The following is a 21,020-nucleotide window of genomic DNA, read 5'->3' as shown; positions in this document are numbered from 1 at the left end:
GCAATTACTCATGAGCGTGGGTCGAAGGCGTCACGCAACGCCTCGCCGATAAAGACCAGCAGCGACAGGATCAGCGCCAAGGTGAAAAACGCCGTCAGGCCCAGCCACGGCGCTTGCAGGTTCTGCTTGCCTTGGGCAATCAACTCGCCCAGTGACGCACTACCCGCCGGCATGCCGAAGCCGAGAAAATCCAGGGCGCTCAAGGTTGAAATCGCCCCGGTCAGAATGAACGGCAGGTAACTCAGCGTGGCGGTCATGGCATTGGGCAGGATATGCCGGCGAATGATTTTGGCGTCGCCCAAACCCAAGGCCCGCGCAGCCTTGACGTATTCGAGGTTGCGCCCGCGCAGGAACTCGGCGCGCACCACGTCCACCAGGGCCAGCCAGGAAAACAGCGCCATGATCCCCAGCAGCCACCAGAAATTCGGCTCGACAAAACCCGACAGGATAATCAGCAGGTACAGCACGGGCAGCCCCGACCACACCTCCAGCACGCGCTGGCCAATCAGGTCGACCCAGCCGCCGTAGTAGCCCTGCAACGCGCCGGCGGCGATGCCGATGGCGGCGCTGATGGCCGTGAGCGCCAAGGCAAACAATATCGATACGCGCGCGCCGAAGATCACCCGCGCCAGCACATCCCGCGATTGGTCGTCGGTGCCCAGCCAGTTCACCGCCGAGGGCGGGCTGGGGGCAGGGCGGCTCAACTCGTAATTGGGCGTGTCATCGCTGAACGGGATCGGTGGGAACAGCATCCAGCCGCCGTCCTGCTTGATCAGCTTTTGCACGTAGTCGCTGCGGTAGTCGGCCTGGAACGGCAACTGCCCGCCAAACTGCTGCTCGGTGTAGCGTTTGAATACCGGGAAATACAGCTCGTTTTTGAAGCTGAGCACCAGGGGTTTGTCGTTGGCGATCAGTTCGCCGCCAAGGGTCAGGATAAACAGGCCGATAAACAGCCACAGCGACCACCAGCCGCGACGGTTTTTCTTGAAACGCTCGAAGCGTCGACGGGCTACGGGAGACAGATTCAGCATCAGGCGTTCCTCGCGGCGAAGTCGATACGCGGGTCCACCAGGGTGTAGCAGAGGTCGCCGATGAGTTTTATCAGCAAGCCAAACAAGGTGAAGATAAACAGCGAGCCGAACACCACCGGATAGTCACGGGACACAGCGGCTTCGTAGCTCATGCGGCCCAAACCATCGAGGGAGAAGATCACCTCGATCAGCAGCGAGCCGGCAAAGAACACGCTGATAAACGCCTGGGGAATCCCCGAGATCGCCAGCAACATGGCGTTGCGGAACACATGGCCGTACAGCACGCGCCGTTCACTCAAACCCTTGGCGCGCGCGGTGACGACGTACTGACGCGTTATTTCATTGAGGAACGAGTTCTTGGTGAGGATGGTCAGCGTGGCGAACCCGCCGATCACCAGCGAGGTCACCGGCAGCACCAGGTGCCAGAAATAGTCGGCAATCTTGCCCACCGTGCTCAGTTCCTCAAAGTTCTCCGAGACCAGCCCGCGTACCGGGAACCAGTTCAGCGAGGTGCCACCGGCAAAGACCACGATCAGGAACATCGCGAACAGGAACGCCGGCATGGCGTAGCCGATCACGATGGCGGTGCTGCTCCATACGTCAAAGCTGCTGCCGTGGCGCACTGCCTTGCGAATTCCCAGGGGGATCGAGACCAGGTAGGTGATCAGCGTCGCCCATAGGCCCAGAGAGATGGTCACCGGCATCTTTTCCAGGATCAGGTCGATCACCGTTTTGCCGCGAAAGAAGCTGTTACCGAAATCCAATTGGGCGTAGCTCTTGAGCATCAACCACAGGCGCTCCGGGGCGGGCTTGTCGAAGCCGTATTGTTTCTCGATGTCCTTGATCAGTTTCGGGTCCAGACCACGGCTGGCGCGCGAGCCGCTGCTGAGCCCTTCGCCGGAGCCGCCACCGACGCCACCACCACCGATGCCTTGCAGGTGGGCAATGGCCTGTTCCACCGGCCCGCCGGGCGCGGCTTGGACGATGACGAAATTCACCAACAGGATGATCACCAGCGTCGGAATGATCAGCAGCAGGCGCCGCACGATGTAGGCAAACATCAGTGGGCCCCCGCGCGTTTTTTCAGTTCTGCAGTCATTTGCTCATTCGTCAGCGGCGTGGGGCTGATTTCCCACCAGGTTTCCAGGGCTTCGTCGTTCTTGGCCTCGATGGCCGGGCGACCGAAGCGGTTCCACCACGCGGCGGAAGTGCCGGGCGGGTAGTAATTGGGAATCCACAGGTAATTCCATTGCAGCACGCGATCCAGGGCGTGGGCGTAGGTGAGCATCTGTGCCTGGGTGTCGGCCTTGACCAGGCCTTTGATCAGGCTGTCGACGGCGGGGTCCTTGAGCACCATGTAATTGTTGGCCCCCGGATCGAACGCGGCGGACGAACCGAAATAGTTGTAAAGCTCCATGCCCGGCGACGTGGTGACCGGGAAGCCGGTGACGATCATGTCGTAGTCGCGTGCCATCAGCCGGTTCACGTACTGGGAGGAGTCAATGCGGCGGATATTCAGGGTAATGCCGATCTGCGCCAGGTTGCGCTTGTACGGCAGCAACAGGCGTTCCAGGCCGCTCTGGGCATTCAGGAAGGTGAACTCCAGCGGCTCACCCTCGGCATTCACCAACTTGTCACCGTCCGGCTTCCAACCCGCTGCTTCCAGCAGGGCCAGGGCTTGCAGTTGCTTGTCGCGGATCATGCCGCTGCCATCGGTGACCGGCGCCTTGAACACCTGAGTGAACACCTCATCGGGTACCTGGCCGCGCAAGGGCTCCAGAATGGCCAGCTCTTCCTTGCTCGGTAACTGCGTGGCGGCCAGCGGGCTATTGGAGAAGAAGCTCTGCTGGCGGATGTACATAGTGCGCATCATCTGCCGGTTGGCCCATTCAAAATCCCACAGCATCGCCAGGGCCTGGCGCACGCGGCGGTCCTTGAACATCGGCTTTTGCACGTTGAACACATAACCCTGGGCAGGCTGCGGCATTTCCTTGGCCAAATGCGCGCGTTGCAGGCGGCCATCATCCAGGGCCGGGCCGTTGTAGCCGATCGAATAACCGGTGGCGGAAAACTCACGGTTGAAGTCGTAGGCGCCGCCACGCAGCACCTGGCGGGCCACTTCGGTGTCGCCGAAGTACTCTAGGCTCAGGTGATCGAAGTTGTACAGGCCTCGGCTGACGGGCAGGTCCTTGCCCCACCAGTTCGGGTCGCGGGTAAAGGTGATGGTGCTGCCGGAATCGATCTTGCTGACCTTGTACGGGCCGCTGCCCAATGGCGCTTCATAACCGCCGCCGTTGGCGAAGTCGCGGGTTTTCCACCAGTGCTCGGGGAACACCGGCAGGGTGGCGATATCCAGGGGCAGGGTGCGGTTTTCATTGCTGGAGAAATCGAAGCGTACTTGGCGCTCGCCTTCGACTTCGACGTGTTTGACGTCAGCGAACAGGGTGCGAAAACGCAGGCTGCCCTGGGTCATCAGCAGGTCGAAACTGTAGCGCACGTCTTCGGCGGTGATCGGTTTGCCATCGGCGAAACGTGCCTTGGGGTTGAGAAAGAAGCGCAGGGACAGGCCGTCGTCGGCGCGTTCCATCTTCTCGGCGACCAGGCCATAGACCGTGTACGGCTCGTCCAGGGAACGCTGGGCCAGGGGCGCATACAGCCAGCCGTCGACCTGGGACACGCCGATGCCTTTATCGATATACGGCAACACATGGTCGAAGCGCCCGATCTCCAGCGCCGAGCGCCGCAGGCTACCGCCCTTGGGGGCGTTGGGGTTGGCGTAGTCGAAATGGCTGAAGCCGGCGGGGTACTTGGCCGGCTCGCCGTATACCGTCAGGGACGCTTGGGGCGCCGCGATCACGGCAGTGCTGGCAAACAGCAGCGCCAGGGCAGCACTGAACAGTGTGGTGGAGAAAGCCAATCGCATTATCAGCCTTGAATGCCGGGTAAAGAAGAATAGGGATTTGTACGCTAACGGCATCAGCGTCGCCAGTCATCACATGCACAACGGCCCACCAATAGGCGGGCCGTTGTTTATTGCATCAGCACAGGCTGGATCAGTCCTGGCGGCTGGTCACTTCCAGCAGGTGATAACCGAACTGGGTTTTCACCGGGCCTTGCACGGTATTGACCGGGGCGCTGAACACGACAGTGTCGAATTCCTTGACCATCTGGCCTGGGCCGAACGAACCCAGGTTGCCGCCGTCGCGGCTGGATGGGCAGCTGGAGTTGGCTTTGGCGATTTCTGCGAAATCAGCGCCGCCTTCGATTTGGGCCTTGAGTTCGTTGCACTTGTCTTCAGTGGAAACGAGGATGTGACGGGCGGTAGCTTTGGCCATGGGGAGTAACTCCTTGAGTAAAAAGGGTGAGCGTACCGGATTCAGGCGGTTATTTCCTGGCAAAGTTCCCGGTATTTGATCGGTTGAGTTCAGGGCAGTCGGCGCCTCACGACAACACGATATAGTCGTTTCGCTGCGTGATTGCCCGGTGCGGCGCCTGCACAAGGTGCACATAGCGGCCGTCCACAAGGTCGATGGGCAGGCAGTCATCGATATCCAGCACCGCGTCGGTGTGGGCCTGGGACCAGTGCCCGAGCATCTGTTGCTTGCCCTTGGTCATCGCTTCACGTTTATCGCGGGCGACGACCAGCAGGTAATGATGCGCCTCACCAAAACTATTGGCTTCATAACCCCCCAGGTTGATGAAGTACAAGCGCGGCTCGCCAGCCTGGGGTGCCAGGTGGCTGAGTTCGACTTTCCAACCGTCAACACCATCCACCGCCATCCACGCATCGATATGCACGCCCTTGGGGCTGCCGAACCACCCCTCGCGCAATTGCGCATAGGTGCCTTGCAGGGTGTCCGCCGCCGCGAACACCACATCGTGAACTTCTATTTTCGCCCTGGGGTGCTTGCCCCCGAGCATCACCACAAACAGCATTGCAGTTCCTTCCTGGCGACTTGGCAGAGGGCAACCATACTTCGATTGAACCCTTTTGTCCGGTCAATGCCACACTGTTAATCGGCGAATTCACCAGGAGGTTGTCATGCGAACTATTGATCTGGCCGGTGTGCCCGTCCCCGTCATCGGCCAGGGAACCTGGCGCATGGGCGAAAACCCGGACCAGCACCGCGCTGAAGTGGCGGCGTTGCAACTGGGGATCGACGAGGGCATGACCCTCATCGATACCGCTGAAATGTACGGCGAGGGCGGTGCCGAGTCGGTCGTCGGCGAAGCCATTCGCGGCAGGCGTGACCAGGTGTTCCTGGTGAGCAAGGTCTACCCGCATAACGCCAGCCACAAGGGCGTGCCCCGTGCCTGTGAAGCAAGCTTGCAGCGCCTGGGCACGGACTACATCGATCTGTACCTGTTGCACTGGCGTGGCCAGTACCCCCTGGCGGAAACCGTGGAAGCCTTCGAGCGCCTGCGCGAGGCCGGCAAGATCGGCCGCTGGGGTGTTTCCAATTTTGACGTGGCCGACCTGCAGGAACTCGCATCCCCGGCTTGTGCGACCAACCAAGTGCTCTACAACATTGAAGAGCGCGGTATCGAATTTGACCTGCTGCCCTGGTGGCAGCAGCACCATTTGCCGCTGATGGCGTACTGCCCGATTGCTCAGGGCGGGGAGTTGCTCTCCAGCCCCACCCTCAAGCAGATCGCCCGTCGCCACGAAGTCACCCCGGCCCAGGTTTCCCTGGCCTGGGTGTTGCGCCAGGACGGTGTGATCGCCATTCCCAAGGCGGTCAATCCCGAGCATGTACGGCTCAATGCCGCTGCCGCCAAACTGGTGCTGGATGAACACGACCTGGACGCCATCGACCGCGTGTTCGGTGCGCCCAAGCGCAAGCACCCGCTGGCGATGGTGTAGTCGACAGGCCTGAACGGCGACCCTCCCTGGTCGCCGTTTACGCATCGGGCTGCTTCAGCCTGCTACCGGGCTGCGCCAGTCGTCCGACCCGGAAGTGCCAGACACTTCGTGGGTCCACACGATCTTGCGATAGGTGAAATGCACATCCTCCAGGTGGGTGAAGTGCGCATTGCTCGGGTCCTGGCAGTTAGGCATGCGCGACTGGATGTCCACGATGGTCGCGCCTTCCAGTTCAATCGTGAAGTAATGCTCCTGGGTGCCGGCCGATGAAGTACGCAGCCATTCCAGGCGGCACTTGACCTCTTCGCCGCTGGTCAGTGCCGCGAACAACAGGGGCGAGGATTTATCGAAGACCTTGCTGATCATCAAGGGCTTGTGAACCCTTTGACCCGTTGGCTGACCGGACTGCGGGTCGCGCGGGATGATCACCTGATGCGAAAAGGCCTGTACCAGAATCTGGTCTTCATGCCCCTCCTGGTAAATGTTACCTACCGAGTCCTGGGTAAATGTGCCTGCCGTAATCAAACCTTGTTTGACACCGGTAATGGAGAGATAGGCGGGTGTTGGCATGACGGGTTTCCTTGCCTGAATGATGAGGTAGTTCCAATCGGTAAGTGTGCCGACTGGGCAAGTACCTATAACAAGAAGCGTGCCTGAAAGTGTGATTGCCAATAAAAACAATGGTCTGACGCTGTTGTCGGTTGAGTTTTCAATCCAGGATCAGGGTTTGTTTGAATTTAAATGGGAACTGGTTGCGCATATGTGCGCACTTAGTTGCTCATGGGGCCAACGCCCTGTTGGCACTAGGGGTTGCGAGGCAATTCAGTTTGTCGTGAGTATTTGGCTGCGCAAAATACTGCGCAGGCCTTGATTTTAGGAGCTTGTAGGATAATTCCTAAGTATTCGCTCCTTGCTTGCTGAATGCCTTATAGGCCGCTAAGGTTTGCGAACTTCGTAGCAGGTCGAGCGAAGTTTATATGTCATTCTGATGCGTAACTTGGCAGTGCGTTAGTTGGCTTTTTGTCTTGGATAGTTGCACGCGGTGTCAAATGTCTTATTCAGACAAGCTCTATGATCACTACCTTGAACTTGCACGGTTACCGTGTTCGGCATCCAGTTTTGTCGGCAGCGATATACGCTTTTCAGCCGATTATGAGCGACTGGAAACCGAACTCGGGAAGGCGCAATCAATGCATGGTACCGGTCAGCCCGATTGGCATACGGTCCTGGAGGTCAGTGAGTGCATATTGCGGCAACAGTCCAAGGACCTGCGGGTGGCCGTCTGGCTGACCTGGGCATTGCACCAGCGTGAATCCTTCCCCGGGCTGCTGGCTGGCCTCGGGTTGCTGCGCTATCTCTGTGAGCAGCATTGGCCCGCGGCCTACCCTGAAAAGCCGCGTACCCGTGGCGCAGCATTCAGTTGGCTGGTATCGCGTCTGGAACCGCTGTTTACACAGAGTCTGTCGTTGCATAGCCAACAGCCGCTGTTTCAATCGGTGCTTGAGCACCTGGAGCGCCTCGATGAATTGTGGGGCGAGCAGTTGCCAAATGATGCACCGCTATTGTTGCCGGTTCGCAGGCAATTGGCTCAACGCCTGGAACGGGCTGGTCAAGCTGATATTCCTGCTTCGGGTGTGAGCGGCGTCATTGCTCAGGTCAAGCAGGTCACCGCGCAGTTGCTCAGGCCAGAGGCGGTGGTGGACAACGAAAAAGACGCCCACAGGCTGTTACGGAGCTTGCAGGAGCAGGCCCGTCCGTTGTGCGCCTGGTGGCTGCGCCAGAACGCCGCCGACCTGCGCGCATTGCGCCTGAACCGGACGTTGGCGTGGCTGACGTTGGTCAGTTACCCGGAAGCCGACAACCAGCGCATCACCCCCTTGCGCGGGCCGGCACCTGACAAGCTTACGCGTTACCTGGAACGTTTTGCCCAAGGCCATTACGCCGACTTGTTGGTTGAGCTCGAAGCCAGTCTCGCCGGGGCGCTGTTCTGGTTCGATGGGCTGCACAAGGTCTGGCAATGCCTTGAGGCCCTGCAGGCCGACCTGGCCATGACTGAACTGGAAGTGAGTTTTGCGCTGTTGCTGCAACGCTTGCCTGACCTGCCGGATTTTTGTTTCCACGACGGTACGCCCTTTGCCAGCGCCGACACGCGTGACTGGATCGCGCTACAGGTGGCCCGTCACCTGCAGCGGCCGGAATCGCTGGCAATGGTGGCTGATGTTGACGCGGCGCCGTGGGAGATCGCCTTGCAAGAGGCCGCGCCGCGGTTGCGAAAGGACGGACTCAAGGCGGCCATGCCTGCATTCACGCACGGTATGCACACCGCCCGTAGTGATCGTGCGCGTTTTTTCTGGCGTTTAGCACAGGCGCGTTTATGTGTGCAGGCGGGCAAGCCTGAGTTGGCGAAGATCCAGCTCGAACACCTTGACCACGAGCTACAACGTTCAGGCCTGGAGCGCTGGGAACCGGAGTTGGCCCTTCAAGTGGCCCAGCTCCTGCACCGCTGCTGTGACCTGTTGCCGCAAAACCACGCCGTGCGCGAGCGCAAGGAAGAAACCCATCGCAGGCTGTGCCTCTTCGATCTTGAAGCGGTACTTGAATAGGCTTTCGAGCCACTTGAAAAAGGAGAAGAACCATGGCCAAAGACGGTTCGGTAGCACCCAAAGAACGCATCAATATCACCTTCAAACCCGCTACCGGTGGGGCGCAGGAAGAAGTCGAGCTGCCGTTGAAACTCTTGGTGCTGGGCGATTTCACCCAGCGTGAGGATATGCGCAAGTTAGAGGATCGCAAGCCCATCGCGCTCGACAAGAACACCCTGGATGACGTGTTGGCCAAGCAGGCGCTGAGCCTGACGTTGAGCGTACCCAACCGTCTCCAGGATGACGCCGACGTTGAAGAGCTGGCCATTCAGGTTCGGATCAACTCCATGAAGGACTTCAACCCCGCCAGTCTGGTCGAGCAGATTCCCGAGCTGCACAAGCTGATGGCGCTGCGTGAGGCGCTCATGGCACTCAAAGGGCCGCTGGGTAATACACCAAGCTTTCGCAAGGCCATCGAGCAGGCCCTCGCCGATGACGAGTCCCGCGCTCGGGTTTTGGCCGAGCTGGGGCTTAACAGCCACACCGCCTGACATTCTCAGTAGAAGGACACTGACACCATGAGTACCCAACAGAACCCGATGCCTGCACGCACGGCTGACGAACCCAGCATTCTGGATAACATCATTGCCCAGACGTTACTGAGTGCGGATGACGAAGCCTATGGCATTGCCAAGCGTGGCGTGTCGGCGTTTATCGAAGAGCTGATCAAGCCGCACAACAGTGGCGAGCCGGTCAAGAAACGCCTGGTTGATCGCATGATTGCGGAGATCGACGCGAAGCTCAGCCGGCAAATGGACGAGATTTTGCACCATCCGGACTTCCAGGCCCTGGAAGCTTCCTGGAAGGGCTTGCAGTTGCTGGTGGATCGCACCAATTTCCGCGAAAACATCAAGATCGAGCTGCTGAATGTCTCCCGGCAAGACCTGCTGGATGACTTCGAAGACTCCCCGGAAGTGACCCAGTCCGGCCTGTACAAACATATCTACAGCGCTGAATACGGTCAGTTTGGTGGCCAGCCGGTGGGCGCGATCATCGCGAACTACTTTCTTTCCCCAAGCGCGCCCGATGTGAAGCTGATGCAATACGCGTCCAGTGTGGCCTGTATGGCACACGCGCCTTTTATCGCGGCGGCCGGGCCTGGGTTTTTCGGCTTGGAGAGTTTCACCGGTCTGCCTGACCTCAAGGACCTCAAGGATCATTTCGAAGGCCCGCAGTTTGCCAAATGGCAAAGTTTTCGCCAGAGCGAAGACGCACGCTATATCGGGCTGACCGTGCCGCGATTCCTGTTGCGCACGCCCTACGACCCCCTTGAGTGCCCGGTCAAGACCTTTGCCTACCAGGAAAACGTGGTCAACAGCCACGAGCACTACCTGTGGGGCAACACCGCCTATGCCTTTGCCACACGCCTGACCGACAGCTTCGCGCGGTTCCGTTGGTGCCCGAATATCATCGGCCCGCAAAGCGGCGGGGCGGTAGAAGACTTGCCACTGCATCACTTTCACAGCATGGGCGAAATCGAAACCAAGATTCCCACTGAAGTACTGGTTTCCGATCGACGTGAATATGAACTGGCACAAGAGGGTTTCATTGCCTTGACCATGCGCAAGGGCAGTGACAATGCCGCGTTTTTTTCCGCCAGTTCGGTGCAGAAACCCAAACAGTTCGGTATCAGCGCCGAGGGCAAGGAAGCCGAGCTGAATTATCGCCTGGGCACGCAGCTGCCCTACATGATGGTGGTCAACCGCCTGGCCCATTACCTCAAGGTATTGCAGCGCGAGCAACTGGGGTCATGGAAGGAGCGCACGGACCTGGAGTTGGAACTCAACAAATGGATTCGCCAGTATGTCGCCGACCAGGAAAACCCTAGCGCCGAAGTGCGCGGGCGGCGCCCGTTGCGCGCCGCACGCATCGTGGTCAGTGATGTCGAGGGCGAGCCTGGCTGGTATCGCGTCAACTTGAGCGTGCGCCCGCACTTCAAGTACATGGGTGCGGACTTCACGCTGTCCCTCGTTGGCAAGCTCGACAAAGAATGAGCAAAGGCCAGGGCATGACCCACAACCCAAGCCTGTTCGAGCGCCTTGATCGCCCGGCTGCTGCCCCTGTGAGTGGCGTAACGTCTGTTGCGGCCCACCTGGGGAAGATGCTCAGCATTCGTGCGGGCAGCGTTCAGACATTGCCGGACTATGGCTTGCCCGACCTCAACGATATGAACCGTAGCCTGCATGAATCACTGAGCCAGGCGCGGCTACTGATCGAACGGTTTATCCGCGCGTATGAGCCTCGCTTGAGGGGTGTGCGGGTAACGGCGTTACCCCAGCAGCATGATCCACTGGTCCAGGCGTTTGCCATCGAGGCGACGATGATGGTGGCGGGCGTGAAGCAGTCGGTGGTGTTCACCGCGCGACTGTGCGGTGCCGGGCCGGTCGAGGTCTTGCCGAATGTCCTTTAACCGTTATTACCAGAGCGAGCTTGGTGCGTTGCGCCAGCTGGGGCGGCGGTTCTCCGAGCGCAACCCGGCACTTGCGCCGTTCCTTGCGGAGCCTGGGCAGGACCCGGATGTAGAGCGCTTGCTGGAGGGCTTTGCTTTTCTTACCGGGCGCTTGCGCCAGAAGCTGGATGACGAGCTGCCAGAACCGTGGCAATCGAACCCGTACCGCGCGTGAGCTGGGCGTCGCTCGCCGCACCCTGCTTTACCGTCTTTCGCACTTGAAGATCCCCGTGGGCGATGTCCGCGAGGGGGGCTGAATGCTGCGCATGTGGACCCCTTATTTTTCTGGAGATACCTGATGTTGATTCGTCCGTGGCACGCCGTGGTGCTGATGTTGTGTTTGCTGGGTGGCTGTAACGCCAATTATGTCTTTGATGATGCTGAATACCGACCGCTGGGCGACCCCCAGGCATCCCGTCGCGGCCATTGAACAGGGGAGCCCTGTGATGAAATTAATGTTTGAGGTGTGTGACACCGCGGGCGCTGAACCGCCCGCCCGCAAGGTATTTGAGGGGGTAGGCGGCGTGATCGGTCGCGGGATGGGCTGTGACTGGATCATCCCTGATCCCCGGCGCTTAATCTCCAGCCACCATGGTTTCGTCAGTTTCCGCGACCGCCGTTACTTTCTGACCGATATCAGCAGCAACGGCATCACTGTCTCGGGCAGCGGTGAACGCCTGCGCAAAGGGCAAGCACGACTGATCAGCGAAGGCGAGGTGTACCAGTTGGGATCGCTGGATATTCGTGCCCGGCTGCTGCTGGATGAGCACGACCGATTCGCCCCCAGTGACACGATTCCCGATGATGCATTCCTTGGGCTCGACCCTGTTCAGGCACTGGATCGCGAACAACGCAACCATGCGTCATCGGCGACGCTGGAGGCGTTGAACACGTCAACGCAATCGGCCGACCCCTCCCTGTGCCGGGCGTACGCTGCAAGGCAAGCGGCGTGCGCGCAACGAGGACGCGTTTCTCGACTGCCCGCAGCGCGGCTGTTGGGCGGTCGCCGATGGGATGGGCGGGCACCGGGCCGGGGATATTGCCAGCCAGTCGGTGGTCGGTCGCCTTGCGGCATTGCCGGGCACCGGTAGTTTTGACCAACGCATCGAGGCCGTTCGCGGATGTCTGCGTGGGCTGGACAATCAACTGGGGCTGATACCGCACGCCGAGGGCCCGGCAGGGATCATGGGCAGTACCGTGGTTGCGTTATTGCTGGAGGAGCGCCGTGCAGCCTGCATTTGGGCGGGGGACAGCCGCTGCTACTTGTGGCGCCGACAGCGGCTGTACCAGCTGTCGCGTGACCATTCCTTGCAGCAGCAACTGATGGACAAGCAGCAGTTGAGCCTGGAACAGGCCCAGGCGCATCCCGGCGCCAGGGCCTTGACCCGTGCGATTGGGGCGCCACAGCCATTGCGCCTCGAGGTGTTGGAACTGAGTACCCACCCCGGGGATGTGTTTTTGTTGTGCAGCGATGGTTTGTACCAGGGGCTCAGCCATCGAGATTTAGGCATTGCCATGAGCGTGGGCTCCCCACGCCAGGTGCTGGACCGGTTGTTTGCCCAGGTGCTGCGAGGGCCGGCGCGGGATGACTTGACCGCCGTGGTGATTCAGAAATGAGGCTTGTTCCATGAGCCTGGCGACCAGTCCGCCGAACCTGCTTGCCGGGCGCTATCAGTTGGAGCGGGTATTGGGCACCGGCGGAATGGGTGTGGTCTATCGCGCCCGCGACCTGCTGCACGAAACATTGGGCGAGCCCAACGCCAGCGTGGCGCTCAAGCTGCTGGGCGAAACGTTTGCCGCGTCCCCTGACGGCCATGTGTTGCTGTACAGCGAGTTCGCGCTGACACGTGGCTTGCTGCACCCGCACGTGGTGCGCGCGTATTGCTTTGAGGTCGACATCGACCACCAGCTTGCGTTCTTTACCATGGAACTGATGCATGGCATGACGTTGGACCGCCTGCTTGCGGAGTGCCCGCACGGGTTGCCCTGGCAGGAGTTGCAACCTCTGGCGCTGCAACTGCTGGATGCATTGGCCTATATCCACCGGCAAGGCGTGCTGCATGGCGATGTGAAGCCCGCCAATATCATGCTGGGGGAGCAGGGTGTGCGTGTCTTCGATTTTGGCTTGGGTCACGCGCAGGCCCAGGCGACGGCCGGGTTGCCGGGCTTGAACCGCAGCCGGTTGAATGCTTGGACGCCGGCGTATGCGGCGCCGGAGCTGATGGCCGGTGGTGAGCTGTCGGCCAGTGCCGACCTGTATGGCGCCGCGTGCGTGGTGTATGAACTGGCCCAGGGGCAGCGCCCCGCTGAGCGAGCGCTCAACCAACGATTGCCGCGCCCGCGTCAGTTGCCCAGGCATTGTTGGTCGGCGTTGCGTTTGGCGTTGGCGTTGGACCCGGAGCAGCGGCGCATCAGCGTCGCCGAATTGCGCGAAGCGTTGGCCGCCCCGCGACGCCATTGGTTCTTCTAGGTCAGGCCTCAGCCAGGCAAATCATGCAGCTGGCAGTATTCAGCCCAGCTCAAGCCGGCCATCTGCGCCACTTCCTTGTGCACTTCCAGGCGCTGGGCTTCAAAGGCCTGAGGGGATTCTGCGGTGAGCTTTAGCGTCAGCTCCCAGGCAAACAGGCCCTGGCGTTCGGCTTCGGCTTCGAAGGCTTCGTGCAGCCGTTCGGCGCGGTACTGCGCCAGGGTTTCGCCCTTGGCTTGGGCGGCCAGCGGGTTGAGGGTATCGAGTTCGCTGGCCACCTCGGGGTGTTCGCTGAGGAATCGGTCGAGTGCGAGTTGGTGGTTATCGCCGGGTGGGGACAAATGTGTGCTCCAGGTCAGGTGTTCAGGTGCCGGTCTTGGCCCGGTGGCGGGCCGCGTGACGGCGCGTGCGTTTGCGCTGTTGGCGCTCGATGCCGGCGCGTATCGGCTTGAGCAAAAACAATAACAGATAGGCGCTGAGTACCAAGGCCAGCTCCAGCGAGCTGTCGCGGGTCGACCCGGTAGCCCATTCAATCACGTCCTTGCTTATCAACAGCAGTGCAACCCCACCGGCCCACAGCGCGATGTTGAGACACAGTGGGCGTAGGGTGATCGATAACTTGTCGTGCATCTAGCGTTTATCTCCCTGGCGCCTGCAGCTTTTGCAGACACCCTTCCTTGAGCAATTGAAACCCTGTCAGTGCGAATGTGGGTGCGTCAAAAAAAACCAGATAGTACCCATTGAAGCAGATTCAGGGACTGGCCTAGGTCATAAAATCCAACTATTTGCATAACCGTAGGAATTTGCTGACATCCATTGCTGAAAATTCACCGTGGCAGATGGCAAAGGGCTTTCGCTCCCGGTGCCAGGGCGTGTAGCGTTAGCCCCGGTGCTTCCGGCCCTGCCTCCCAAAGGGGCAGAGTGTGATGGGCAGAGGGACGGTCATGGCGCAAACGCTGTTCAAACTATTCTTTACCCAACGTCTGGCCGCTTTAGCCAGCACCGAGTCGCTGCGTGCGATCCGTGAGGGGTTGCTGTGGATCTTGCCGTGCCTGTTGGTGTCGGCAGGGTTTCTGATCCTGTCCGAATCTGCCCGGGTACTGGGCTTCGACCCCGGTGTGGTGACGTTCCTGGCCGGGCTGCACAACCAGATCAGCTCGGTGATCCCGCTGCTGGTGGCTGCGTCCATCGGTTATATGCTGGCGATCCAGTACCGCTTGCCGCAACTGCCGGTAGCGTTTCTGTGCCTGGCCCATGTGGTGGTGGCGACGTTTGTCCTGCGTGAATTTCCGCGGGCGTCGGCGACCTTCGTGCTGTTTATCGCCATCGCCTCGCCGTTGCTGAACGTGCCGGCCATTGCCTGGTTGCACCGTTATCGCTGGACCCGGCTGGTCAACGAAGAGTTGGTGGGGCACAACCTCCGGGGCACGATCAATATGGTGGTGCCTGGGGCCATCACCGCCCTGGCGTTGGTGGCGGTGCTGTCCCTGCTATTGCAGGTGCCCTATGTGGCGCAGATCCAGGGCCCGCAGGTGCTCGGCGCCCTGGAGTCGCCTTACGGCAGTGGCCTGTTTGTGACCCTGATGAATTCGCTGTTGTGGTTCTTCGGGATTCACGGCGTGTACGCCATGCAGCCGTTGTTCGATGTGCTCGACCAGGCGGTGGTGCTCAACAGTACGGCGTTCGCGGCGGGCGAGCCGATCAAATACATGTTGAACAGCGGCCTGTTGGGCAGCTTTGCATTTATTGGCGGCTCGGGGGGCGCGTTGTGCCTGTTGCTGGCGATCCTGCTGTTTTCCAAGAGCCAATCCATGCGTCTGTTGGCCATGGCCAGCGTGCCCCTGTCGTTGTTCAACGTCAGTGAGGTGCTGCTGTTCGGCTTGCCGATTATTCTCAACCCGCGCCTGTTTATCCCGTTTCTGCTGGTGCCGGCGCTCAACGCCGTGGTCGCGTTGAGTGTGGTGCAGATCGGGTGGGTGTCGCCGGCGGTGGTCAGCGTACCGTTCACCGCGCCGGTGCTGCTCAACGCGTACCTGAGTACCCATGGCGATCTGGCCGCGGTCGCCCTGCAAGTGGCCTTGTTGGCCCTTGGCACGTTGGTGTACGCGCCTTACGTTCGCGCGATTCATCGCCAGTCCACCGACGGCGGCACGGTGTACCTCAAGTCGCTGGACATGACGTTCCGTGGCCTTGAAGAAAAAGGCCGGCTGCGCGAGCTGGACCCGATACTCGCTTCCCACAAGGCGCTGGCGCGCCAGGCCACTGAGCTGAGCCGTATCCAGCAAATCAGCGACTATGAGTTTTACCTCGAATTCCAGCCGCAAGTTTCGACCCGCACCGGGCTGTGCACCGGTTGTGAAGCGCTGATGCGCGCCCGCGATGCCCAGGGCACGGTGCACTCGCCGTGGGAGTTCCTGCAGTGGTTGGCCCAGGCGCGGTTGATGCCGGACGTGGATGTGTGGGTGGCCTCCCAGGCGGTTCGCCAGTACCAGAAGTGGCAGAAGCTCGGTTTCAGCTTGCCGATGACGATCAATATTTCCAGCGCCACCCTGACCGACGCCGCGAGTGGCGAACGCCTGGTGGAGATCCTGGCCCAGGCCCATGGCCAGGTGTCGGTGGAAATCACCGAAGACGCGTTGGTGAGCGATAACCAGGCCACGCGGCGGATCATCCAGAAACTGCAAGCGATCGGCGCCAAGGTGTATATCGATGACTTTGGCACCGGGTTTTCAGCCTTGAGTTATCTGCACCAGTTTCCGGTGGACTTTATCAAGATCGACCGCAGTTTCGTGGTGGCCCAGCACGACCCCAAAGGCGCCCAGGTGATGACCGGGATCCTGCGCTTTTGCGAGGCGCTCAACCTGGGCGTGGTGGTGGAGGGCGTGGAGACGGCCGAGCAATTGGCCTTCCTCACTGGCGGCGCCGAGCTGATTATCCAGGGCTGGTATTTCAGCAAGGCGCTGCCGGGCGATCAGTTGCAACGCTTTGTGCAAGAGCGCGCGGCCCTGGCGCAGGCCTAGTAGCCGCGCCGGGTCTGTTCGATGTCTGCGACCAGGCTGTCGATGCCCGCCAGCCGCGCCCGGTTGTCGTGGTCCCAGGGGTGGAAGCCGGGTTTGAAGTAGTGCAGCCACGGCCGGATCATTCGTGGGAAAACGCCCTTGGGCCCATACAGAAACTTGAGCATGCGCCAGAAGCCTTTGAGGTACCCACCCGACGTGCGGTCGGCAATCAGCAGACGCACGTGGAAGTCCAACACCACCAGCCAGAAAAATACCGTGGTGGTCAGCATGGCGCCGGTGCGCAGCAGGTAGCGTTTGGGCCCGGGCTTTAGCACCGCGTTCCACACGTCGAAGGCCACGGCCTTGTGTTCGGTTTCTTCCAGGGCGTGCCAGTACCACATCTGCTGGTAGCCCTTGAGTGAATCGCCGAAACGCGACGGGTCGCTCAGCAGGATCTCCGCGAGCATCGCCGTGTAGTGCTCAAGGGCAATGGTGATCGCCAGGTTGAACGATGGCGCGAAGTGTTTTTTTTGCAGGTCGAGGATGAACTTGAGACGGCGATCCAAGGTGTGCGCCGGTAGCCCGGCCGCTTGCAACAGGTCGTTGTAGGCCACGTGCTCACGGCTGTGCATGGCCTCCTGGCCGATAAACCCCTGGATCTGTTTTTTCAGCTCAGGGTCATCGAGACGCTGGCGGTAATGCCGCACGCTGTCCATGAAAAACAACTCGCCCTGGGGAAACAGCAGCGACAGGGCATTGAAAAAATGCGTGATGAACGGACCCTGCTCGTGCCAATTTTTGATGCGCTCGGCGGGCAGGTCGAAATGAATGTCGCGGCGGATCGGCAACATACGGTGTGCTCCTGTTCAGAGACGAGGTTCGTCGTTGGTTTCAAACACCGGCGTACGCGGTTTGGGCGCCATGCGTTTGCTGGCCAATACCACCAGGGCTTGATAGGCCGCCGGCAAGCAGCGCGCGAGCAGGTCGAGGAAATACGCGTCGCGGCCGATCAGCACGCGGCGCTTGTTTTTGCGGACGCCGTGCAGGATCACCTTGGCGGCCTGGTCGGCGTCGGTGATGAAGAGTTTTTCGAAGTCGGCGCGCGCCTGTTGCTCGCTGTGGATCAGAAAGCCGGTCATGTTCGCGTCGATCCGGCTGCTGCGGCAGATATCCGTCCGAATGCCGCCGGGGTGTACGCAGGTGGCCGAGACGCCGCAGCGTTGCATATCGAGTTCCTGGCGCAGGGATTCGGTAAAGCCGCGCACGGCAAATTTGGTCGCGTTGTAGCCGCTCATGCCGGGTTGCGCGAACAGGCCGAATACGCTGGAGGTATTGATCACGTGGCCGTCGCCGCTGGCCTTGAGGTGCGGCAGGAAAGCCTTGGTGCCGTGGACCACGCCCCAGAAATTGATCCCGACGATCCACTCAAGGTCGGCATAGTCCACGCCCTCCACGGTACTCGACAGGGCCACTCCGGCATTGTTGAACACCAGATTGACCTGGCCATGTTCGGCAACGCAGCGCGTGGCCCAGTCTTCCATCGCCTGGCGGTCGGACACATCCAGCAGCTGGGTGGTGACGCGTACCGGCGAGAGCGTCGAAGACTTGATCAGCGCCAGCGTCTCCTCCAGCCCTTGGCTGTTCTTGTCTGCCAGCGCCAAGTGGCAACCTTCGCGCGCCAGGCCCAGCGCCAAGGCGCGGCCCATGCCGGACGCCGCACCGGTGATGGCCGCGACGCGGCCGTTGAATGACTTCATGACAGGCTCCCCTGGGCAGTGGCGTGCGGCAACGGCGCAGGTGCCGGTGGTGGATTGACCGGCGCCAGGCTGGCCACGTAGTCCTTGAGCGCAAACTGGCGGGTGATTTGCTTGAAGCGCCAGGTCGAACCGGGCCACAGGGTAGTGTTCTTGCCGGTGCGGGGGTCGAGGTACCAGCTCTGGCAACCGCCGGTGTTCCAGATGGTGCGCTTGAGCTGGTCTTGCAGACGCTGGTTGTAGGCGCTTTCGACGGCGGGCTTGACGTCGACCGTGGCGATGCGGTGCCGCTGCATGTGTTTGAGGGCGTCGAGGATGTAGGTCACCTGCGCCTCGATCATCAGGATCATCGAGTTATGCCCCAGGCCGGTGTTGGGGCCGACGATCAAAAACAGGTTGGGGTAACCCGGCACCGTGGTGCCTTTGTAGGCATGGGCGCCGTCGTGCCAGGTGTCCATCAGGTCGACGCCGTTGCGCCCGATGATGCAGTCGCGGGGCAGCGGGTCGGAGGCCTGGAAGCCGGTGCCGAAAATCAGGCAATCGGCCGGGTGCTTGGTGCCGTCGGCGGTGATCACGCCGTCTGCTTCGATGCGCGCCACGGCGGTGGTCACCACCTCGACATTGCTGCGAGACAGCGCGGGGTAGTAGTCATTGGAAATCAGCACGCGCTTGCAGCCGATGGTGTAGTCCGGGGTCAGGGTTTTGCGCAGGGAAGGGCGCGCCACTTGTTTGCGCAGGTGGCGCTGGGCGACTTTCTGCACCATCTTCATCAGCCTTGGGTGCAGCGCAAACCCCACAACGCGACCTTCGAGTGCCCAGTAGAACGCGCCCCGCACCAGGCGCTGGGTGAAGGGCAGGTGCTTGAAGAGCCAGCGTTCGAACGGCGAAATCGCGCGGTCGGGCTTGGGCATGATCCACGGTGGGGTGCGCTGGAACAGATCCAGGTGGGCCACCTGCGGCGCAATCTGCGGCACGAACTGGATGGCGCTGGCCCCGGTGCCGATCACCGCCACGCGCTTGCCCTTGAGGGAATAGCCGTGGTCCCACTGTTGGGAGTGGAAGCGCTGGCCCTTGAAGCTGTCCAGCCCGGGAATGTCCGGCAGCGCCGGGCGCGACAGGCCGCCCATCCCCGAGACCAGCACGCGCGCGCTGACCTGGCGGCCATTACTGAAGCTCAAGTGCCAGCGCTGTTGTTGCTCATCGAACACGGCGCGCGTAAGACCCATGCCAAAACGCAGGTAGGGCGCCAGCTCAAAGCGTGTGGCGCATTGCTCCAGGTACGCGCGGATTTCCGCTTGCGGCGCGAACTGCCGCGTCCAGTCCGGGTTGGGCGCAAAGGAAAACGAATACACATGGGACTGCACGTCGCAGGCGCAACCCGGGTAGTGGTTATCACGCCAGGTGCCGCCGAGGGTCTGCGCCTGTTCGGCGACAAAGAAGTCGCTGAAGCCGGCCTCTCTAAGCTTGATGGCCATGCACAGGCCTGCAAAGCCTGAGCCGATGATGGCGATGTCGATTGAATCGGGCATCGAGTGTGCTCCTTTTGTTGTGTCTTTTAGATAGAACACCATTGCAAAGGAAAATTGAATTAATTATTTTAAAAAAGATTTTAAATAATCTACCTGAAAATATCGCCTACGCTAGCCCCTGCGCCTTCATATGCGATTCGTCCGACGGACGAACACGGTGTGCATGAGGTTCAGGTCCAGGGTTGGACGATGTGCTGAGGCCTTGATCAATTCCGGTCAGGCCGCCAGCGGCAGGGAAGCAGAGGACCGAGCTATGGCTGTTGAGTGGGTTATTGCTGCGGCGGTGTTTGTCGGCGCCAGCGCCGTGTTATGGGGTTTCAGTCGCCGGATGACACGGCGTATTGAAGCGGCTGTTCCGATCAACGGGCGCTTCGTGGAGGTCGATGGCGAGCGCTTTCATTATGTAGAAGAGGGCAAAGGCCCACCGTTGCTGATGATCCACGGGCTGATGGGCAGCAGTCGCAACCTGACCTATGCGTTGTCCGGCCAGTTGTGTGAGCAGTTTCGCGTGATCACCCTCGACCGCCCAGGGTCGGGTTATTCGACCCGGCATTCAGGCACCGCGGCCGACCTGCCGGCTCAGGCCCGCCAAGTGGCGGCCTTCATCGCGACGTTGGGCCTGGAAAAACCGCTGGTGCTGGGGCATTCCCTCGGCGGGGCGATTGCCCTGGCGCTGGCCCTGGACCATCCCGAGGCGGTGTCGGGCCTGGTGCTGGTGGCGCCGCTGACCCATCCCCAGCCAACGTTGCCGCTGGTGTTCTGGTCGCTGGCGGTACGCCCGGCATGGCTGCGGCGCTGGGTGGCCCACACCCTGACGGTGCCCATCGGCCTGCTGACGCGGCGTGCGGTGGTGAAGGGCGTCTTCGCGCCGGACCCGGCCCCTGAAGATTTTGCCACCCGTGGCGGTGGGCTGCTGGGCATGCGTCCGGACAACTTCTACGCCGCCTCCAGCGAGATTGCGTTGGTTAATGATGTGTTGCCGGACATGGTCAAGCGCTACCCGCGCTTGAGCCTGCCCATCGGGCTTATCTACGGCGCGCGGGACAAGGTGCTGGACTTCCGCCGCCACGGCCAGGCCCTCGCCGACAAGGTACCGGGCCTCAAGCTGCAGCTGGTGGAGGGGCGCGGCCATATGCTGCCGATCACCGCGACTGCACGGGTGGTGGAGGCGGTGCAACAGGTCGCCAAGCGCGCGCGGCCAGCGCAAAGCGCCACCGTGCTGCACCCGCCTTTTGCCCTGGCGAGCAAATAACCCAAACCCCTGTAGCGGCTTCAACGGTCCGAA

The 21,020-nt window shown here is 61.1% G+C and carries 21 protein-coding genes and 3 pseudogenes; 13 read left to right on the top strand and 11 right to left on the bottom strand.

Annotated elements, in window-relative coordinates; genetic code table 11:
* Positions 1-8: 8 nt before the first annotated feature.
* From GIW02_RS10210 to GIW02_RS10190, 5 genes are all read right to left on the bottom strand, one after another.
* Positions 9-1,031 carry an ABC transporter permease gene (locus GIW02_RS10210; RefSeq protein WP_236417320.1) on the bottom strand — a complete coding sequence of 341 codons (1,023 nt, stop codon included), beginning with the start codon at positions 1,029-1,031 and terminating at the stop codon, positions 9-11.
* Entirely contained in the window at positions 1,031-2,092 is a 1,062-nt protein-coding gene (locus GIW02_RS10205) for a microcin C ABC transporter permease YejB (RefSeq protein WP_236417318.1), read from the bottom strand. Before GIW02_RS10205 ends, GIW02_RS10210 begins: the two co-directional genes overlap by 1 nt.
* Complete coding sequence (locus GIW02_RS10200) at positions 2,092-3,954, bottom strand: extracellular solute-binding protein (protein ID WP_236417316.1); 1,863 nt, start codon at positions 3,952-3,954, stop codon at positions 2,092-2,094. The genes GIW02_RS10205 and GIW02_RS10200 overlap by 1 nt, the downstream gene beginning before the upstream one ends.
* Before the next feature lie 130 nt (positions 3,955-4,084).
* Positions 4,085-4,366, bottom strand: coding sequence for a peptidylprolyl isomerase (locus GIW02_RS10195; RefSeq protein WP_010210937.1), 282 nt, complete (start codon positions 4,364-4,366; stop codon positions 4,085-4,087).
* A 106-nt stretch (positions 4,367-4,472) separates the two neighbouring features.
* Entirely contained in the window at positions 4,473-4,967 is a 495-nt protein-coding gene (locus GIW02_RS10190) for a DUF1543 domain-containing protein (RefSeq protein WP_236417314.1), read from the bottom strand.
* Positions 4,968-5,073: 106 nt separating this feature from the next.
* Here GIW02_RS10190 and GIW02_RS10185 point away from each other — a divergent pair, with 106 nt between their 5' ends.
* Complete coding sequence (locus tag GIW02_RS10185; protein ID WP_236417312.1) at positions 5,074-5,895, top strand: aldo/keto reductase; 822 nt, start codon at positions 5,074-5,076, stop codon at positions 5,893-5,895.
* Between the two features lie 54 nt (positions 5,896-5,949).
* On the opposite strand, the gene GIW02_RS10180 is transcribed toward GIW02_RS10185, so the two are convergent.
* Positions 5,950-6,465, bottom strand: coding sequence for an Hcp family type VI secretion system effector (locus GIW02_RS10180; RefSeq protein ID WP_236417310.1), 516 nt, complete (start codon positions 6,463-6,465; stop codon positions 5,950-5,952).
* Positions 6,466-6,944: 479 nt separating this feature from the next.
* On the opposite strand from GIW02_RS10180, the gene tssA reads away from it, so the two are divergent.
* From tssA to GIW02_RS10130, 10 genes and pseudogenes are all read left to right on the top strand, one after another.
* On the top strand, positions 6,945-8,498 hold the full coding sequence (gene tssA, locus GIW02_RS10175) for a type VI secretion system protein TssA (protein WP_236417308.1): 1,554 nt from the start codon (positions 6,945-6,947) through the stop codon (positions 8,496-8,498).
* A 32-nt stretch (positions 8,499-8,530) separates the two neighbouring features.
* Positions 8,531-9,028 carry a type VI secretion system contractile sheath small subunit gene (gene tssB / locus GIW02_RS10170; protein ID WP_236417306.1) on the top strand — a complete coding sequence of 166 codons (498 nt, stop codon included), beginning with the start codon at positions 8,531-8,533 and terminating at the stop codon, positions 9,026-9,028.
* A gap of 27 nt (positions 9,029-9,055) precedes the next feature.
* Complete coding sequence (gene tssC, locus GIW02_RS10165) at positions 9,056-10,531, top strand: type VI secretion system contractile sheath large subunit (protein ID WP_236417304.1); 1,476 nt, start codon at positions 9,056-9,058, stop codon at positions 10,529-10,531.
* A gap of 14 nt (positions 10,532-10,545) precedes the next feature.
* Positions 10,546-10,947 (top strand): type VI secretion system baseplate subunit TssE, encoded by a 402-nt coding sequence (gene tssE / locus GIW02_RS10160; protein WP_236417334.1) that lies wholly within the window; start codon positions 10,546-10,548, stop codon positions 10,945-10,947.
* Positions 10,937-11,131 (top strand): annotated as a pseudogene (locus tag GIW02_RS10155) (type VI secretion system baseplate subunit TssF); the annotation flags it as partial. The gene tssE and the pseudogene GIW02_RS10155, both read left to right, overlap by 11 nt.
* A pseudogene (locus tag GIW02_RS10150) lies at positions 11,127-11,243 on the top strand (helix-turn-helix domain-containing protein); the annotation flags it as partial. The pseudogenes GIW02_RS10155 and GIW02_RS10150, both read left to right, overlap by 5 nt.
* A gap of 41 nt (positions 11,244-11,284) precedes the next feature.
* Positions 11,285-11,416: a type VI secretion protein gene (locus tag GIW02_RS10145; RefSeq protein WP_236417302.1), complete on the top strand. Its 132-nt coding sequence runs from the start codon at positions 11,285-11,287 to the stop codon at positions 11,414-11,416.
* Positions 11,361-11,705, top strand: a pseudogene (locus GIW02_RS27230) (FHA domain-containing protein); the annotation flags it as partial. The gene GIW02_RS10145 and the pseudogene GIW02_RS27230, both read left to right, overlap by 56 nt.
* A 214-nt stretch (positions 11,706-11,919) precedes the next feature.
* On the top strand, positions 11,920-12,603 hold the full coding sequence (locus tag GIW02_RS10135) for a PP2C family protein-serine/threonine phosphatase (RefSeq protein WP_236421849.1): 684 nt from the start codon (positions 11,920-11,922) through the stop codon (positions 12,601-12,603).
* A gap of 10 nt (positions 12,604-12,613) precedes the next feature.
* The gene (locus GIW02_RS10130) at positions 12,614-13,456 is read left to right on the top strand and encodes a serine/threonine-protein kinase (protein WP_236415653.1); all 843 of its coding nucleotides are present in this window, start codon (positions 12,614-12,616) and stop codon (positions 13,454-13,456) included.
* Positions 13,457-13,464: 8 nt separating this feature from the next.
* Here the strand turns inward: GIW02_RS10130 and GIW02_RS10125 are convergent, their stop codons facing one another.
* Together GIW02_RS10125 and GIW02_RS10120 are read right to left on the bottom strand one after the other, a co-directional pair.
* Positions 13,465-13,794 (bottom strand): DUF6388 family protein, encoded by a 330-nt coding sequence (locus tag GIW02_RS10125; RefSeq protein WP_236415655.1) that lies wholly within the window; start codon positions 13,792-13,794, stop codon positions 13,465-13,467.
* Positions 13,795-13,816: 22 nt separating this feature from the next.
* Positions 13,817-14,083 carry a hypothetical protein gene (locus GIW02_RS10120; protein ID WP_236415657.1) on the bottom strand — a complete coding sequence of 89 codons (267 nt, stop codon included), beginning with the start codon at positions 14,081-14,083 and terminating at the stop codon, positions 13,817-13,819.
* 314 nt (positions 14,084-14,397) lie between these two features.
* Between GIW02_RS10120 and GIW02_RS10115 the strand changes: the two genes are divergently transcribed.
* Positions 14,398-16,473: an EAL domain-containing protein gene (locus GIW02_RS10115; protein ID WP_236415697.1), complete on the top strand. Its 2,076-nt coding sequence runs from the start codon at positions 14,398-14,400 to the stop codon at positions 16,471-16,473.
* Here GIW02_RS10115 and GIW02_RS10110 read toward each other — a convergent pair.
* From GIW02_RS10110 to GIW02_RS10100, 3 genes are read right to left on the bottom strand one after another with little or no spacing between them, the layout of a single operon-like run.
* Positions 16,470-17,303 carry a metal-dependent hydrolase gene (locus tag GIW02_RS10110; RefSeq protein WP_236415659.1) on the bottom strand — a complete coding sequence of 278 codons (834 nt, stop codon included), beginning with the start codon at positions 17,301-17,303 and terminating at the stop codon, positions 16,470-16,472. The two genes, GIW02_RS10115 and GIW02_RS10110, sit on opposite strands and share 4 nt — an antisense overlap.
* A 15-nt stretch (positions 17,304-17,318) precedes the next feature.
* Positions 17,319-18,209 (bottom strand): SDR family NAD(P)-dependent oxidoreductase, encoded by an 891-nt coding sequence (locus GIW02_RS10105; RefSeq protein ID WP_236415661.1) that lies wholly within the window; start codon positions 18,207-18,209, stop codon positions 17,319-17,321.
* Positions 18,206-19,735: a flavin-containing monooxygenase gene (locus tag GIW02_RS10100; protein ID WP_236415663.1), complete on the bottom strand. Its 1,530-nt coding sequence runs from the start codon at positions 19,733-19,735 to the stop codon at positions 18,206-18,208. Before GIW02_RS10100 ends, GIW02_RS10105 begins: the two co-directional genes overlap by 4 nt.
* Before the next feature lie 253 nt (positions 19,736-19,988).
* On the opposite strand from GIW02_RS10100, the gene GIW02_RS10095 reads away from it, so the two are divergent.
* Positions 19,989-20,987, top strand: a complete 999-nt coding sequence (locus tag GIW02_RS10095; RefSeq protein WP_236415680.1) for an alpha/beta fold hydrolase — start codon at positions 19,989-19,991, stop codon at positions 20,985-20,987.
* The last annotated feature ends 33 nt before the right edge of the window (positions 20,988-21,020 follow it).

Origin of the sequence: Pseudomonas syringae, from assembly GCF_021606685.1 — a bacterium.
Lineage (GTDB): Bacteria > Pseudomonadota > Gammaproteobacteria > Pseudomonadales > Pseudomonadaceae > Aquipseudomonas > Aquipseudomonas syringae_R.
Note: the sequence above shows the minus strand (reverse complement) of the source record. Positions and strands in the feature narration are given on the sequence as shown.